The sequence below is a fragment of the Tardiphaga sp. vice304 genome (assembly GCF_007018905.1).
In the GTDB taxonomy this organism is placed as follows: domain Bacteria; phylum Pseudomonadota; class Alphaproteobacteria; order Rhizobiales; family Xanthobacteraceae; genus Tardiphaga.
Window position 1 is genome coordinate 4,024,339 of the sequence record NZ_CP041402.1, and the last position, 15,323, is coordinate 4,039,661.

The window sequence follows — 15,323 nt, forward strand, 5'->3', positions numbered from 1 at the left end:
GATGGGTCGGACGACCCTCTCGGGAGACGGACACGACATGCAGGCGCTCTTCATCGGCCAGACCTATATCGACGTCACTTTCATCACCGACCATATGCCGACCGGCGACGAGAAGCACGTGGCATCCGACTATGCAGTGTCGTTTGGCGGCAATGCCGTCACCGCCGCGTTCTGCTGCGCCAAGCTCGGCATCGTGCCCGACCTGATCGCCACCGTGGCCAATGACTGGCTCGGCCGCATGTTCATGGACATGAGCGCGAAATATGCCATCGAGATTCACCCGCGCAAGGTCGCCAGCTCGTCACTGTCGTTCATTATGCCGAAGGATGGCAAACGCGCTATCGTGCGCTGCCGCGACGACGAACATATCCATCCGTTTCCGCTGCTCAACCTCGGCAAATGCCGCGCGCTGCATGTCGACGGCCACCAGCCCGACGCAGCGATTCATTACGCCAAGCTGTGCCGCGAGGCTGGCATTTTGACGTCGCTGGATGGCGGCGGCATGCGCACCAATACCCATGAGCTGCTGGAATTCATCGACGTCGCGATCGTCGCCGAGCGGTTGTGCGAACAGATGGACCTCACGCCGGAGCGAATGCTGGACTATTTGAAGAGCCGCGGCTGCCGCGTCGGCGGCATCACCCAGGGCGAGCGCGGACTGCTGTGGTACGACGAGAGCGGCACGGTGCGCACGCTGCCGGCGCTATCGATCCCACGCGACCGCGTGATCGATACCAACGGCGCCGGCGACGTATTTCATGGCGCCTATGTGTATTCCTATCTCGCCAATCCCGGCCAGAGCTGGGCCGAGCACTTCGACTTCGCGCGCGCGGCTTCGACCTACAAGATCCAGCGGCTCGGCAACGAAGCCGGCCTGCCGACGCTGCCGGATATCGCCGCCGTCAGGCAGGAATTCGCCGCGGCGGTGTAGCTTTTTTCTTACTTCCTTCTCCCCTTGTGGGAGAAGGTGGCGCGGACGAAGTCCGCGACGGATGAGGGGTGATGGCGGGCTCCGCGCTTGTGGCACCCCTCACCCGTCTCGAACCGCTTTGCGGTTCGATCCACCCTCTCCCACAAGGGGAGAGACGCGCGCTAGCCCTCGCTCTTCCCTTCCCGCGTCATGAAGTCGAAATCGCAGCCATCGTCGGCCTGCAGGATCGTGTTGTAAAATAGCTGCGCGTAGCCGCGCTTCGCCCAGTCCGGTGTTACCGCCGCCGGCAGCGCGGCCTGGCGCTTCGCCATCTCGGCGTCGTCGATCAACAGATCGATGCGGCGCGCGGCGACATCCAGCCGGATCAAATCGCCATTCTGGACCAGCGCCAGTGGCCCGCCGACCGCGCTCTCCGGCGTGATGTGCAGCACGATGGTGCCGAACGCGGTGCCGCTCATCCGCGCGTCCGAAATCCGCACCATGTCCTTGACCCCTGCCCGCGCCAGCTTCATCGGGATCGGCAGGTAGCCCGCCTCCGGCATGCCCGGCGCGCCCTTCGGCCCGGCGTTGCGCAGCACCAGCACGTCGTCGGCCGTGACGTCGAGATCGGCGCTGTCACAGCGCAGCGTCATGTCTTCCACGGATTCAAACACCACGGCGCGCCCGGTGTGCTGCAATAGTTTCGGCGACGCCGCCGAATGCTTGATGACCGCGCCGCGCGGCGCGAGGTTGCCGTGCAGCACCGCCATCGCGCCTTCCGGCTTGATCGGATTGTCGCGCGAACGGATGACGTTCTGTCCCGGCACATCCTCCGCCTGCGCCACGATCTCGCGCAAGATCGCGCCTGACACCGTGCTGGCGTCGAGATCGATCAGATCGCCAAGCTGCGCCATCAGCTTCGGCACGCCGCCGGCGTGATGAAAATGCTCCATGTAGTGATCGCCCGACGGTTTGAGATCGATCAGGACGGGCACTTCGCGGCTGAGTTCGTCGAAGGCGGCGAGGTCGATGCGGTGCACCGAGCGGTTGGCCATCGCGGTGAGGTGGATCAGCCCGTTGGTGGAACCGCCGATCGCCTGCAGCACGACCTGCGCATTGCGGAACGAAGCCGGCGTCAGCACCTCGCTCGGCTTCGGCCCCTTGTTTTTCGCGAGTTCCGCCGCGACCCGGCCGCTGGCTTCCGCCGAACGAAACCGCTCGGCATGCGGCGCGGGAATGGTGGCGCTCATCGGCAGCGACAGCCCCATCGCCTCGGTAATGCAGGCCATCGTCGAGGCCGTGCCCATCACCATGCAGGTGCCGACCGAGGGCGCCAGCCGCGCATTCACCGCATCGATCTCCTGCTGGTCGATCTCTCCGGCGCGGAACTTGCCCCACATCCGACGGCAGTCGGTACAGGCGCCCAGCACCTCGCCCTTGTGATGGCCGACCACCATCGGTCCCACCGGGATCACCACCGTCGGCAGATCGACGGAGAGCGCTGCCATGATCTGCGCCGGCAGCGTCTTGTCGCAGCCGCCGATCACGATCACCGCATCCATCGGCTGGGCGCGAATCATCTCCTCGGTGTCCATCGCCATCAGGTTGCGCAGATACATCGAGGTCGGATGCGCGAAACTTTCGCCGATCGAGATGGTCGGGAACACCATCGGCAGCGCGCCGGCGAGCATCACGCCGCGCTTGGCAGCTTCGATAATCTGCGGGACGTTGCCATGGCAGGGATTGTAGTCGCTGTGGGTGTTGGTGATGCCGACGATCGGGCGATCCAGCGCGTCGTCGGAATAGCCCATCGCCTTGATGAAGGCCTTGCGCAGGAACAGAGAGAAACCTGCATCACCATAGCTGGTGAGACCCTTGCGCAATCCATCGGCCATATCGCGTTTCCCGCCTGTTGTTTTGAACGCTTGTTATGAAGCCGCAGAGAGAGAAGTCAACGCATGGCCGCAGGGTGGGCAAAGCGTAGCGTGCCCACCACCGCGCGCTTGGCGATCAAAGGTGGGCACGGCGCAACAGCGCCTTTGCCCCCTACGGCTTCCAGACGCGGCTGGCGTCGCCGTCGAATTCGGTGCTGCAGAACGCCCCGCCCTGATAGAAATCGCCGACCGGATCGGCGGGCAGCTTCGCCTGCTCCGCCGTCGCGTGCTCCCGAAAGTCTTCGGCGCGGCCGGATGGACGATAGCCGAATTCATAGGCGCGGGAATTATCCCACCAGGCCCGCTCATTGTAGGAAGCGCCGTAAAATACCTCGAAATGGATACCGGGATGTTCCAGCCCGATCTGGCACAGCTGCACCAGATCCTCCGGCGTCAGGAAGATCGATAGCCGGCGCTGATCGAGCGGTCGATCGCCGAAATTGCCGATCCGCAGGCAGGTCACGCCCAATCCATGCTTGTCCGCATAGAGCGCGCCGACGGCTTCGCCGAACACCTTGCTGACGCCGTAGCGGCTGTCCGGCCGCGGCGTGACGTCGGTGCCGATCCGGCTATGGCGCGGATAGAAGCCCATCGTGTGGTTCGACGATGCGAACACCACGCGCTTGACACCCTGTCTTCGCGCGGATTCGAACAGATTATAGGTGCCGATGATATTGGCCTGCAGGATGGTGTCCCACGGGCCCTCGACCGAGAAGCCACCGAAATGCAGGATGCCGTCGACGCCTTCGCAGATTGATTCCACGGCCGCGAGGTCGGCAAGATCGGCCTGTTTGAAGGTCTCGTTAGATGACAAGTTGGCGGGCTCGGTGAGGTCGCTGAGCACCAGATCCGGATAGATCTTCGGCAGCAACTCGCGCAGCCGCGTGCCGATGCCGCCCGACGCGCCCGTCATCAAAATCCTTGGCATTCCCGTTCCTCGTTGCTTGCAACGTTACGGCAAGTATGGCGGAGACTTGCTTGCCGCGCAAACACGCCAATGGTAGCAAGCGCCAGGCGAGGAAAGACAACGAAGGACCAATGATGTCCGATATAAAACCGTGCCGCGGCTGGCAGCCGGCCAGTTACTATCCCGACCCCGCAATCCAGGCGGTCGATCCGCGTTTCGAGAAATACTGGATCAAGCTCGCCGCCATCGAGCGCATCGCCACCGGGCTGCGCTGGGCGGAGGGACCGGTATGGGTTGGCGATGGCCGCTATCTGCTCTGCAGCGATATTCCCAACAACCGTATCATCCGGTGGGATGAGGAGACCGGCGCGGTCAGCAACTATCGAAAACCCTCCGACTACGCCAACGGCGCCACCCGCGACCGCCAGGGCCGGCTGATCCATTGCGAGCACGGCGGCCGCCGCGTGATCCGCACCGAATATGACGGAAGCATTACCGTGCTGATGGACCGCTTCGAGGGCAAGCGGCTCAACTCGCCGAACGACGTGGTGGTGAAATCGGACGGCTCGATCTGGTTCACCGATCCGCCATTCGGCCTGATGAGCGATTACGAAGGCCACAAGGCGCCGTCCGAGATCGGGCAGAACGTCTATCGGATCGATGGCGAGACGTTGCAGCCGACCATCGTCGCCGACGACGTGCTCGGCCCCAACGGGCTGTGCTTCTCGCCCGATGAAAAGCTGCTGTACGTCGTCGAATCTCGCGGCGCGCCGAACCGCAAGATTCTGGCCTATGACGTCAGCGCGGACGGTACCACGATCACGAACAAGCGCGTGCTGATCGATGCGGGCCCAGGCACGCCGGACGGCATGCGTTGCGACATCGATGGCAATTTGTGGTGCGGCTGGGGCATGGGCAATGCCGAGCTCGACGGCGTCTTCGTGTTCGCGCCCGACGGCGATCTGATCGGCCGCATCAGCCTGCCCGAACGCTGCGCCAATCTGTGTTTCGGCGGGCTCAAGCGCAACCGGCTGTTCATGGCGTCGAGCCAGTCGATCTACGCGCTCTATGTCAACACCCAGGGGGCGGTGGGAGGATGATCTCCGCTGTAGTCCCGGCCAAGCGAGCCCTTGCGAGCGCGAGCCGCGACCCATACGCCGTGCCGACGTAATGAGACGCTGTGACAGCCGCCTGCTTCTTCGCCTCAAGCTCGGAGGGTATGGATCCCGGATCTGCGTTCGCTTCGCTCACTTGTCCGGGATGACAGGTGAGATTCTCTCGCAGAATAAAAACAAAAACGCCGGCGTGGACTGCTCCGCGCCGGCGTTTCGTTAGTGGCTCGGCTTACGCGGCGTCGTAGCCGGCAATCGCCTTGACCTCGAGGAAGTCCTCGAGGCCGTATTTGCCCCATTCGCGGCCATTGCCGGACTGCTTGTAGCCGCCGAACGGCGCGGTGCGGTCGTTGGGGGCGCCCTGCAGGTTGACGTTGCCGGCGCGGATCTTGCGGCCGAAGCTGCGGGCATGCTCGATGGTGTCGGCGGAAACGTAGCCGGCCAGACCATAGGGCGTGTCGTTGGCGATGCGCAGCGCCTCGGACTCGTCCTTGGCGCCCATGATCACCAGCACCGGCCCGAAGATCTCCTCGCGCGCGATGGTCATGTTTTCAGTGACATCCGCAAAAATGGTCGGGCGGACGTAAAAACCCTTGTTGACGCCTTCCGGCAGGCCGGGGCCGCCGGCGACCAGCGTGGCGCCTTCCTCGATGCCCTTCTGGATCAGGCCCTGGATCTTCTCCCACTGGCCGCGATTGACCACCGGGCCGATCACGGTGCCGTCGGCACGGGGATCGCCGGCTTTGGTCTTGTCGGCCTGCGCCTTGGCGATGGCCGCGATCTCTTTCATCTTGGCCTGCGGCACGATCATCCGCGACGGCGCGTTGCAGGACTGTCCGGAGTTGTTGAACATGTGCGCGACGCCGCCGGTGACGGCCTTCACGAAGTCGGCGCCATCGAGGATCACGTTCGGAGACTTGCCGCCGAGTTCCTGGCTGACGCGCTTGACGGTGTTGGCAGCACGCTTGGCGACGTCGATGCCGGCGCGGGTCGAGCCGGTGAACGAAATCATGTCGATGTCGGGATGCTCGGACATTGCCACGCCGACGTCGGTGCCCATGCCGTTGATGACATTGAACACGCCCTTCGGCACGCCCGCTTCATGCAGGATTTCCGCGAAGATCAGCGCCGAGGACGGGGTGAATTCCGACGGCTTCAGGATCATGGTGCAGCCGGCGGCGAGTGCGGGCGCGACCTTGCAGGCGATCTGGTTCAGCGGCCAGTTCCACGGCGTGATCATGCCGACGACGCCGATCGCCTCGCGGGTGATCATCGCGGCATTGTGCATCTCGTCGAACTTGTAGGTCTTCAGCACGTCGAGCGTGGCGACCAGATGGCCGAGGCCGGCGCCGGCCTGGAGTTTCTCGGCCATCGGCAGCGGCGCGCCCATCTCGTCGGAGACCGCGACCGCGATGTCCTTCATGCGCGCCTTGTAGGCAGCGATGATCTTCTCGAACAGCGCGATGCGCTCCTCGCGGGTGGTGACGGAGAACGTCTCGAAAGCACGACGCGCGGCGATCACCGCCTTGTCGACGTCGGCCTTGGAGCCCAGCGAAATCTGGTACAGCGCGTCTTCGGTCGCCGGATTGATGACATCGGTCGTCTTCGGGACGACGGGGTCGACCCAGGCGCCGTCGATGTAGAACTGCAGGCGGTTGACCATTGGTAACCTCTTTGATTGTCGGAAGCGTCGTCGGAAGGCACGTGACATCGGGCAAGCACCTTGCCCGTCGTCGCGCGAATTGGACCCGCCATACGCGGGGCGCCGCGTGAGCGCGACGGCGCATATAAAAGCAGCGGCGTGGCCGGAGCAAGGCCCGGCAACCCCGCTTCTGCCATGCCGCAGGGGCGCTTGCGACCGCATCGCGCGGTGCAATGCAGCATATTCCGTCAGGCGACTTCGCGGATCGTCTTCAACGGTCGGTTCACCGGCGCGTCCGGGTCGATTTCGTCGTCGGCCATCGTGGAGATCGGCGACATCGGCGTGTCGCGCAGCCGCTTCAGGCCGAGATGGCGCTCGCGCAGGATGACGAAAATGCCGGCTGCGGCCACGATCACCGCGCCACCGACGACGTAGGGTGTCGGCACCTCGCCGAACATCCAGAACCCCAGCAGGAACGCCCACAGCATCGCGGTGTAATCGAACGGTGCCAGGAACGAGGCCGGGGCGAAGCGATAGCTCTCGGTGAACAGCATCTGGCCAAGCCCGCCGGCGATGCCGATGCCGATTAGCAATCCGATCTCCGGGCCCGTGGCTGGCATCCGCCAGCCGAACGGCGCCGTCAGCAGCGATACCGCCATCACCGTCAGCGTCATGAAGATCACGATCGCGGCGGAGGATTCCGTCGCGGTCAGGCGCCTGATCTGAATCGTCGCGCCGCCGGACGACACGGCATTGAGCAGCGCCAGCGACAGCCCGATCATCATCGATGTCGTCAACGCGGCATGGTTGCCGAAATACGGCGACAGCATCAGGATCACGCCGCAGAAGCCGACGCCGACTGCCGACCAGCGATAGGCGTGGACGTGCTCCTTCAGGATCACCGCCGCGAACACCACGGTGATCAGCGGCGCGATGAAGGCGATCGCGGTGACGTCGGCGATCGGCAGCCGCGCCAGCGCGCCGAAGGTGCAGAACGTGCCGACCACGCTGAAGGCGCCGCGCACCAGATGCGCCTTGCGCCGTTCGGTTTTCAGGGCGCCGCGCAACTGGCCACGCCAGCCGAAGAACAGCACGATCGGGATCAGCGCGAACAGGCCGCGGGCGAACACGATCTCGCCGACCGGCAGCGTCGAGCCAAGATAGCGGGCCTGCGCGCCCATCAGCGCAAAGGCCAGCGTGCTGGCAATCTTCAGCGACACGGCCTTGAGGATGTTCATGGGATCGGGGATTCGGGGATCGTGGAATGTATTTCTACAGAACCACGCGAGCGCCGCCGGGAAAACTACCGATGCAGCATGGCTCGCGGCGAATCCATGCGCAGGCTCCAGCGCCGTCGTCCTGAGGCGCTCGCCGTCTTTGGCGAGCCTCGAAGGATGCTGTTCTGCCCTACCCCTTCTTCTTCGGCCGGGGCGGCCCTTCCACGGCCGGCAGCGACTTCAGGTAGGTCGCCATCGCCAGGCGATCTTCGGCCGAAAGCTTCGAGGTGTTGCGGATCACCGGGGCCATCGAGCCACCGACGGTGTCGCCTTCCGGCGTCTGGCCGGTTTCCAGGAGGTAGGCGATGTCCTTCTCGCTCCAGTCGGCGAGGCCCTTCTGGGTGATGTTCGGCACCCAGCCTTCGCCCTCGGTATTGGGACCGCCGGCAAAGCGCTGCTTCGCGACGATGCCGCCCAGCGCGTTGCGCGGGCTGTGGCACTCCGCGCAGTGGCCGAGCGCATTGACCAGATAGGAGCCCCGGTTCCACTGCGGACTGCGCGCGGCGTCCGCAATCCGGCGATCGGCGTCGAGGAACAGCAGCTTCCAGACGCCGATATTGCGGCGGATGTTGAACGGGAACGGAACGGTATGCGGCTGCGCACGGCCGGCGACCGGGGCCAATGTCTTGAGGTAGGCAAACAGGTCGCGGATGTCCTCGACTTTGGCGTGCTGATAGGCGGCGTAGGGAAACGCCGGGAAGTAGTGCGCGCCGTCCGGCGAGGTGCCCTTCTGCATCGCCGTCACGAACTGCGCCTCGCTCCAGTTCCCTATGCCGTCTTGCGGATCCGACGAAATGTTCGGCACGTGAAAGGTGCCGAATGGCGAGCCGATCGGCAGGCCGCCGCCGAGCCGCAGCCGGTCGGGCTGCGCCGGCGTGGCGTGACACGATGCACAGCCGCCGGCGTAGAACACGGCCTGGCCCTTGGCGGGATCCGGCGTGTACGACCCCAGCGCGCTGGCGGCGACGGTGGCGGGAATCGTCAGCCACCAGAACAGCGCAAGGCCGATCGCGATGGCGGCTGCCGCAACTGCGAAAATCCGTTTCAGCACGACCGGTCCGCCCCCATGATCACGATTCCCTATTATGCCGAACGCGGCGGCGATGTGCGGAACGAAATCGTGATCCGCGACTCTTATATCGTGGGAATAAAACCGAAGGGCGGACGTTCCTATAACGACATCTACAGGGAGAAAACCATGTCCATTGCCAAGACCATGTTCGCCACGCTCGCGCTGACGACCATCGCGATATCCGCACCGGCCTTTGCCGACAAAATGAAAGCCACGCTGAACAGCGCCAGCGAGGTGCCGGCCAATACCAGCACCGGTACTGGCACCGCCGACATCGATTTCGACCCGGCCACCAAGAAGCTGACCTGGAAGCTGAGCTATTCGGGCCTGACCGGTCCGGCGACGATGGCGCATTTTCATGGCCCCGCCGAGCCCGGCAAGAACGCCGGCGTCGCGGTGCCGATCGCGCCCGCCACCAGCCCGAGCGAAGGCAGCGTGACGCTGACAGACGCACAGGCCGCCGACCTCGTCGCCGGCAAGTACTACGTCAACGTGCACACCGAGGCCAACAAAGGCGGCGAGATCCGCGGCCAGGTGACGAAGTAACAGTAATAACTATGTCATCCCGGCAAGCGAGCTTGTGAGCGCAAGCCGGGATGCATAGCCTTCATCTCATCGATTGAGAGCAGAGAGACTAAACTGTTGTTGCCGAATGACTTCGGAGGGCATGGGTCCCGGATTTGCGTTCGCTAACGCGAACTTGTCCGGGACGACAGTTGCGTTTGTCTGTCTATGGAGATCGGTCTCAGATCTTCAGCCGGAACGCCTCGTGGCAGCTGCCGCATTCCTTGCCGATGCCGCCGACATTCGCCTTCAGGCTGTCGAGATCCTTGATCTTGGCCTTGGCTTCGGTGACGACCTTGGTGAAGCTCGCGACCTTGGCGTCGAAGCCGGCCTTGTCTTCCCACAGCTTCGGCGAGGTGCTGTAGTCGCCTTCCGCCTTCATGCCCTTGGTGCTTTCCGGAAACAGCGCCGGGAGCTTCTTGGCGGTATCGTCCAGCACGACGAGCGCGGCGTCGACCGCGGCCTGGTCGTAGGGCTTGTCGCCCTTGGCCATGGCGCTGAGCGTGCCGCCGAGCGCGCGGCCGTTGGCCTTCATCGTGGCCTGACGATCCTTGACGATATCCTGCTGCGCCATGACGGCGCTGGCACCCAGCAACATAGCCCCGAGAACGATGATCGAGCGTTTCATGCGTTTATCCCCATTGGAATTCGATTAAGACGAAGGCGCAACTGACAACCAAACACCGCCGCCGGGCGTCTATTCCCGGCGAGCTTTTCAAAGATTATGCAGCCGGTCGTGCTCGCGGATCGCCATCCAGACACGTTCCGGCGTGGCGGGCATGTCGATATGGGAGATGCCGTATTCGCGGTGCAGGCCCTCGATGATGGCGTTCATCACCGCGGGACAGGAGCCGATCGCGCCGGCCTCGCCGGCCCCCTTTACGCCCAGCGGATTGGTGGTGCAGGGAATGTTGTGCGTCTCGAACGAGATCGAGGCGCCATCCGCCGCACGCGGCAGGGCATAATCCATGAAGCTGCCGGTGACCAGCTGCCCGTCGTTCGGATCATAGACCGCCTGCTCCATCAGCGCCTGGCCGATCCCCTGCATGGTGCCGCCGTGAACCTGCCCGGCCAAGAGCAGAGGGTTCAGCGTGACGCCGAAATCATCGACGATCACGTAATTGACGATGGCAATCTTGCCAGTCGCGGGATCGATCTTGACCTCGACCAGATGGGTGCCGTTCGGAAAGGTGCCGTCGGCGCTGGAAAAGGTTTCGGAGGCATTGAGCTTCGACGGGTCGGCCTTTTTGGCGAGGTCGGTGAAGCTGATCGCGCGGTCGGTGCCGGCGACGCGGGCGGTGCCGTCGGAAATTTCGATATCCCCGAGGCTGGTCTCCAGCACGTCGGCGGCCAGTTCCTTGAGATAGTCGCCGAGTTTGCGCGTGGCGCGCTGCACGCTGACGCCGCCGGTCGGGATCGAGGCCGAGCCGCCGGTGCCGAGGCCGGTGGCCACCTTGGCGGTATCGCCCTGAATGATATGGACGCGGTCGGGGGGCACGCCGAATTGTTCGGCGACGATCTGCGCATAAGCGGTGTGATGTCCCTGCCCGGTCGATTGCGTGCCGATCAGGATGGTGATGTCACCGCTTTGGTCGAGCGCGACATTGGCGGTCTCGTCGCCCATCGTGCCGCAGACCTCAACATAGGTCGCCATGCCGATGCCGCGCACCAGGCCGAGCTTCTTCGCCGCCTTGGCGCGCTTCGGAAACTCTTTCCAGTTGGCGACGTCCATCGCCCGCTTCATATGCGCGGTGAAGTCGCCGGAGTCGTAGACCTTGCCCGTGGCGGTCGTGTACGGCATCGCCTTGGGCGAAATGAAATTCTTGCGGCGGATCGCATCCGGCGTCATGCCCAATTTGCGCGCGCAGGCATCGACCAGACGCTCGACCACATAGGCCGCCTCGGGCCGCCCGGCGCCGCGATAGGCGTCCACCGGCACCGAATGGGTGAACACGGTGCGAACCCGGCAGTGGAATTTCTGGATGTCATAGAGCCCCGGCAGCATGCCGGCGCCGCCATGCGGGATGTAGGGCCCGAAGGTCGAGAGATAGGCGCCCATGTCGGCCATCAGATCGACATCCATCGCCAGGAATTTGCCGTCCTCGGACAGCGCCATGCGGGCATAAGTGACGTTGTCGCGGCCCTGCGCGTCGCCGACGAAATGATCGGCACGGTCCGCGGCCCATTTGACGTTCTTGCGCAGCTTCTTTGCCGCCACCGCCACCAGCGCATATTCGCGGTACGGAAACAGCCGCGTGCCGAAACCGCCGCCGACATCCGGACATATCACCCGCATCTTGTCATGCGGGATCTTGAGGATGTTATCGCACAGGATGTCGCGCAGCCGATGGCTGCCCTGGCTGCCGATCGTCAGCGTCATGTGATCGCGTTTGGCGTCATATTCGCAGACCGCGGCGCGGGTCTCCATGTAGTTGATGATCACGCGCGGATTGACGATCCTGACCTCGGCCGTGAGCGGCGCCTTGGCGAACACCGCATCGACGGCCTTCTTGTCGCCGATCGGCACGTCGAACAGCACATTGCCGGGATGTTTTTTCCATACCTGCGGCGCATCCTTCTTCACGGCATGGGCGAGACCGTTGACCGACGGCAGCGGCGTCCAATCGACCTCGATCGCCTCGACGGCGTCGCGCGCCTGATCGATGGTATCGGCGACCACAAAGGCCACGGCGTCGCCGACATGGCGCACTTCCCGGGCGGCGAGGATCGGATAGTCCGGGCCGGTGAAGGGCGTGTCCGGCAGATTGAACAGGCACGGCAATCCGCCCAGATCCTTGACGTCGTCGGCCGTGAGGATCGCGGCGACGCCGGGTAGCGCGCGGGCGCGCGTGGCGTCGAGCGTAAAGCTTGCGTGCGCGTGCGGCGAGCGCAGCATCAAGGCATGCAGGGTCTGCGGCGCATGGTCGTCGGTGTAGCGGCCATGGCCGCGGATCAGCGCATCGTCTTCCTTGCGCAACACGCTTTGGCCGACGCCGAACTTGATGGGAGCCATACTTCCTCCGACTGCACTTAGATTTGTTCTATTGTGCAGCCGAAATCAGCATAGCGCAATTGCGGCCTAGCTTCGCACCAGCGACCGTAGCCATTTGCGACCGAAAAGCAGCAGCACCAGCGTGGCATAGACGACCACGGCGACGGTGATCAACACGCCGAGCGCCGCCTCGTCGCGCAACGTCGTCCAGGAAGCGAGTTGCAGCGCGGCATATCGCGCGGCCCCCCACAGCGCAGCCGCCAGCGCGAGGCCGATCAGCAGGAATTTGACCAGCGACACAATGAAGCCGCGATCGAACTCGAGATAGCCGGCGCGGACCGCAAAGCCGATCACCAGCAGCAGGTTGACCCAAGCCCCGACCGCGGTGGCCAGCGCCAGCCCGACCTGCGCCAGCGATCCCATCAGCAGGATCTTCAACAGCACGTTGACGGCAATGCCGGTCAGCGACGCCTTCACCGGCGTCGCGGTATCCTTGCGGGCATAGAACGTTGCCACCGCGCTGCGGATCAGCACGAACGGGATCAGCGCAATCGCATAGGCCGCCAGCGTGGCGCCGGCCGCCACCGCATCGGCCTTGGTGAAGGCGCCGCGGGCGAACATCGCCCGCATGATCACGTCGGGCACCACCAGGAAGGCGGCGACGAACGGCACCGAGAACAACAGCGTGAATTCGAAGGCGCGGCGCTGCGAGGCCATCGCACCGGCATGATCGCCGGAGGTGATCCGCCGCGACATTTCCGGCAGCAGCACGGTGCCGATCGCGATGCCGATCACGCCGATCGGCAACTGGTTGAGGCGGTCGGCATAATACAGCGCTGACAGCGCACCGACCGGCAGAAAGGTGGCGATGATGGTGTCGGCGAACAGCGCCACCTGCGTGCCCATCGAGCCCAGGGTCGCAGGTCCCAGCGCGCGGAAGAAGGCACGGACGTCTTCATCGAGCCGCAATGGTGCGAAGCGCGGCAGGCCGCCATGGCGGGAGAGATCGCCGGCCAGCAGAAAATACTGCAGAAAGCCGGAGATCAGCACGCCCCACGCGGCGGCATGACCGGCGGTCGGAAAGAACACGGCGAGCGCCAGCGTGGCCATCATCGAAATGTTGAGGAAGATCGAGGCGGCGGCGGCACTGGCGAAGCGGTTCACGACGTTGAGCATGCCGCCATACAGCGTCACCAAAGTGATCAGGAGCAGATAGGGAAAAGTGATGCGCGTCAGTTCGATCGCCAGCCGTCGCTGCTCGGGCTCGTCGGAAAAGCCCGGCGCGAGAAGGCTCATCGCCTGCGGCATGAATGCCAGTGCGATCGCGAGGAGCACGACCTGCGAGACGAACAGCAACGTGAAGATGCGGTTGGCAAACAACCGCGCCGAAGCCGGGCCGCCTTCACCATGGACGTGGGCATAGGCAGGCACGAAGGCGGCGTTGAAGGCGCCTTCGGCAAAGATCGCGCGAAAATGATTCGGCAGCCGCAGCGCCACGAAGAAGGCGTCGGCGACGGGGCCGGCGCCGAGGATCGCCGCAAGCAGGATATCGCGCGCGAATCCGGTGATCCGCGACAGCAGCGTGTATCCGCCAACGGTGAAAATACGTCCGAGCATCAGCCGCTTCTACAGCATGCGGCGCGGAGGCCAAATGAATTTGCTGAGTATGTGGCGGCCCCCACCCCGGCCCTCCCCCGCAAGCGGGAGAGGGCCGGGGTGGGGACTCTCGCAGCGACGCTCGGTCGCGTTACGCCAGCGCGTCGCGCACGGCCTTGATGACCCGCTCCTGGGTCGGCTCGTCGAGATAGGCGTGCACCGGCAAGCTGATGACGTCCGACGACAGTGCCTCGCAGACCGGCAGGCCGCCGTCGGCGACCGGATAGCCGGCATAGGCGGTCTGCATGTGCACGGATTTCACGTAATAGATCGCGGACGGCACGCCCTGCGCCTGCAGCGCGGCGGCGAAGGCGGCACGGTCGGTGCCCTTCGGCAGGCGGATGGTGTAGCAGGCCCAGATCGAGGTGTTGCCTTCGGTGACGCGGGGCACGGTGACGATGTTGCCGAGGCTGCGGGCGTAGCGCTCGGCCACCTTGTTGCGCGCGGCGATCTCGTCGTCGAAGATTTTCAGCTTCTCCAGCAGCACCGCGGCCTGGATGGTGTCGAGGCGACCGGTGAGGCCGAGGCGGACATTGTCGTATTTGTCGGTGCCCTGACCGTGCACGCGGATGCTGCGCAGGACGTCGGCCAGCTGATCGTCATCGGTTAAGATGGCGCCGCCATCGCCATAGCAACCGAGCGGCTTGGCAGGAAAGAAGCTGGTGGCGGTGGCGAGCGCCGCCGTGCCGAGGCGTTTGCCCTTGTAGGTCGCGCCGAATGCCTGCGCGGCATCGTCGAGCACGAACAGGCCCTCTGCCCGGGCGACATCTGCGACGGCATCGTGATCGGCAGGCTGGCCGAACAGATCGACGGGAATGATTGCCCTGGGCTTAAGGCCGAGCTGTCTGGCGGTGACGACGGCGCGCTTCAGCGAGGCGATGTCGATATTGTAGGTAGCCTCGTCGACATCGACGAAGACCGGCGTCGCGCCGGTCAGCGCCACGGCCTCGCCGGTGGCGCAATAGGTGAAGGACGGGCACAACACCGCGTCGCCGGGGCCCACCCCCTTGGCCATCAGCACCATCAAGAGCGCATCGGTGCCGCTGGCGCAGCTGATCACATGCTTGGCGCCGCTATAGGCGGCGAGTGCAGCTTCGAGCTGGGTGACTTCCGGGCCGCCGATGAACTGGCAATGCGTCAGGACGCGACCCACCGCCTCGTCGATCGCCGGGCCAAGCCGGCGGCGCTGCGCGCCGATGTCGATGAACGGGACGGGAGTGACGCGGGTATGCTGGTTCATGGGAGGCCTGCAGAAAT

At 64.7% G+C, this 15,323-nt stretch carries 12 protein-coding genes; 3 read left to right on the forward strand and 9 right to left on the reverse strand.

The window, feature by feature from the left end:
- Positions 1-37: 37 nt before the first annotated feature.
- Positions 38-931 carry a sugar kinase gene (locus tag FNL56_RS19210; RefSeq protein ID WP_143574579.1) on the forward strand — a complete coding sequence of 298 codons (894 nt, stop codon included), beginning with the start codon at positions 38-40 and terminating at the stop codon, positions 929-931.
- Positions 932-1,092: 161 nt separating this feature from the next.
- Here the strand turns inward: FNL56_RS19210 and FNL56_RS19215 are convergent, their stop codons facing one another.
- The gene (locus FNL56_RS19215) at positions 1,093-2,805 is read right to left on the reverse strand and encodes an IlvD/Edd family dehydratase (protein ID WP_143582244.1); all 1,713 of its coding nucleotides are present in this window, start codon (positions 2,803-2,805) and stop codon (positions 1,093-1,095) included.
- 151 nt (positions 2,806-2,956) lie between these two features.
- Positions 2,957-3,772, reverse strand: a complete 816-nt coding sequence (locus FNL56_RS19220) for an NAD-dependent epimerase/dehydratase family protein (protein ID WP_143574581.1) — start codon at positions 3,770-3,772, stop codon at positions 2,957-2,959.
- Between the two features lie 113 nt (positions 3,773-3,885).
- Between FNL56_RS19220 and FNL56_RS19225 the strand changes: the two genes are divergently transcribed.
- The gene (locus tag FNL56_RS19225; RefSeq protein ID WP_143574582.1) at positions 3,886-4,851 is read left to right on the forward strand and encodes an SMP-30/gluconolactonase/LRE family protein; all 966 of its coding nucleotides are present in this window, start codon (positions 3,886-3,888) and stop codon (positions 4,849-4,851) included.
- Positions 4,852-5,095: 244 nt separating this feature from the next.
- On the opposite strand, the gene FNL56_RS19230 is transcribed toward FNL56_RS19225, so the two are convergent.
- The 3 genes from FNL56_RS19230 to FNL56_RS19240 form a co-directional block, all read right to left on the reverse strand.
- Positions 5,096-6,526 carry an aldehyde dehydrogenase family protein gene (locus tag FNL56_RS19230; protein WP_143574583.1) on the reverse strand — a complete coding sequence of 477 codons (1,431 nt, stop codon included), beginning with the start codon at positions 6,524-6,526 and terminating at the stop codon, positions 5,096-5,098.
- A gap of 227 nt (positions 6,527-6,753) precedes the next feature.
- Positions 6,754-7,743 carry a DMT family transporter gene (locus FNL56_RS19235; protein WP_143574584.1) on the reverse strand — a complete coding sequence of 330 codons (990 nt, stop codon included), beginning with the start codon at positions 7,741-7,743 and terminating at the stop codon, positions 6,754-6,756.
- 169 nt (positions 7,744-7,912) lie between these two features.
- Positions 7,913-8,833: a c-type cytochrome gene (locus FNL56_RS19240; protein ID WP_143574585.1), complete on the reverse strand. Its 921-nt coding sequence runs from the start codon at positions 8,831-8,833 to the stop codon at positions 7,913-7,915.
- Between the two features lie 165 nt (positions 8,834-8,998).
- Here FNL56_RS19240 and FNL56_RS19245 point away from each other — a divergent pair, with 165 nt between their 5' ends.
- Positions 8,999-9,400 (forward strand): CHRD domain-containing protein, encoded by a 402-nt coding sequence (locus tag FNL56_RS19245; protein ID WP_246661015.1) that lies wholly within the window; start codon positions 8,999-9,001, stop codon positions 9,398-9,400.
- Positions 9,401-9,599: 199 nt separating this feature from the next.
- Here FNL56_RS19245 and FNL56_RS19250 read toward each other — a convergent pair whose 3' ends face one another.
- From FNL56_RS19250 to FNL56_RS19265, 4 genes are all read right to left on the reverse strand, one after another.
- Positions 9,600-10,046 carry a c-type cytochrome gene (locus FNL56_RS19250; RefSeq protein ID WP_143578123.1) on the reverse strand — a complete coding sequence of 149 codons (447 nt, stop codon included), beginning with the start codon at positions 10,044-10,046 and terminating at the stop codon, positions 9,600-9,602.
- A gap of 87 nt (positions 10,047-10,133) precedes the next feature.
- A complete protein-coding gene (locus FNL56_RS19255; protein ID WP_143578124.1) occupies positions 10,134-12,431 on the reverse strand; it encodes a xanthine dehydrogenase family protein molybdopterin-binding subunit in 2,298 nt (765 codons plus the stop codon).
- 66 nt (positions 12,432-12,497) lie between these two features.
- Positions 12,498-14,027 (reverse strand): murein biosynthesis integral membrane protein MurJ, encoded by a 1,530-nt coding sequence (gene murJ, locus FNL56_RS19260; RefSeq protein ID WP_143574589.1) that lies wholly within the window; start codon positions 14,025-14,027, stop codon positions 12,498-12,500.
- 130 nt (positions 14,028-14,157) lie between these two features.
- On the reverse strand, positions 14,158-15,306 hold the full coding sequence (locus FNL56_RS19265; protein WP_143574590.1) for a DegT/DnrJ/EryC1/StrS family aminotransferase: 1,149 nt from the start codon (positions 15,304-15,306) through the stop codon (positions 14,158-14,160).
- Positions 15,307-15,323 lie beyond the last annotated feature (17 nt).

Excerpts from the sequence above, each read along its gene's own strand:
- FNL56_RS19255 (WP_143578124.1), bottom strand. The coding sequence starts at position 12,431 with ATGGCTCCCATCAAGTTCGGCGTCGGCCAAAGCGTGTTGCGCAAGGAA.
- FNL56_RS19250 (WP_143578123.1), bottom strand. The coding sequence starts at position 10,046 with ATGAAACGCTCGATCATCGTTCTCGGGGCTATGTTGCTGGGTGCCAGC.
- FNL56_RS19215 (WP_143582244.1), bottom strand. The coding sequence starts at position 2,805 with ATGGCCGATGGATTGCGCAAGGGTCTCACCAGCTATGGTGATGCAGGT.
- murJ (WP_143574589.1), bottom strand. The coding sequence starts at position 14,027 with ATGCTCGGACGTATTTTCACCGTTGGCGGATACACGCTGCTGTCGCGG.
- FNL56_RS19220 (WP_143574581.1), bottom strand. The coding sequence starts at position 3,772 with ATGCCAAGGATTTTGATGACGGGCGCGTCGGGCGGCATCGGCACGCGG.
- FNL56_RS19210 (WP_143574579.1), top strand. The coding sequence starts at position 38 with ATGCAGGCGCTCTTCATCGGCCAGACCTATATCGACGTCACTTTCATC.
- FNL56_RS19245 (WP_246661015.1), top strand. The coding sequence starts at position 8,999 with ATGTTCGCCACGCTCGCGCTGACGACCATCGCGATATCCGCACCGGCC.
- FNL56_RS19265 (WP_143574590.1), bottom strand. The coding sequence starts at position 15,306 with ATGAACCAGCATACCCGCGTCACTCCCGTCCCGTTCATCGACATCGGC.
- FNL56_RS19230 (WP_143574583.1), bottom strand. The coding sequence starts at position 6,526 with ATGGTCAACCGCCTGCAGTTCTACATCGACGGCGCCTGGGTCGACCCC.
- FNL56_RS19235 (WP_143574584.1), bottom strand. The coding sequence starts at position 7,743 with ATGAACATCCTCAAGGCCGTGTCGCTGAAGATTGCCAGCACGCTGGCC.
- FNL56_RS19225 (WP_143574582.1), top strand. The coding sequence starts at position 3,886 with ATGTCCGATATAAAACCGTGCCGCGGCTGGCAGCCGGCCAGTTACTAT.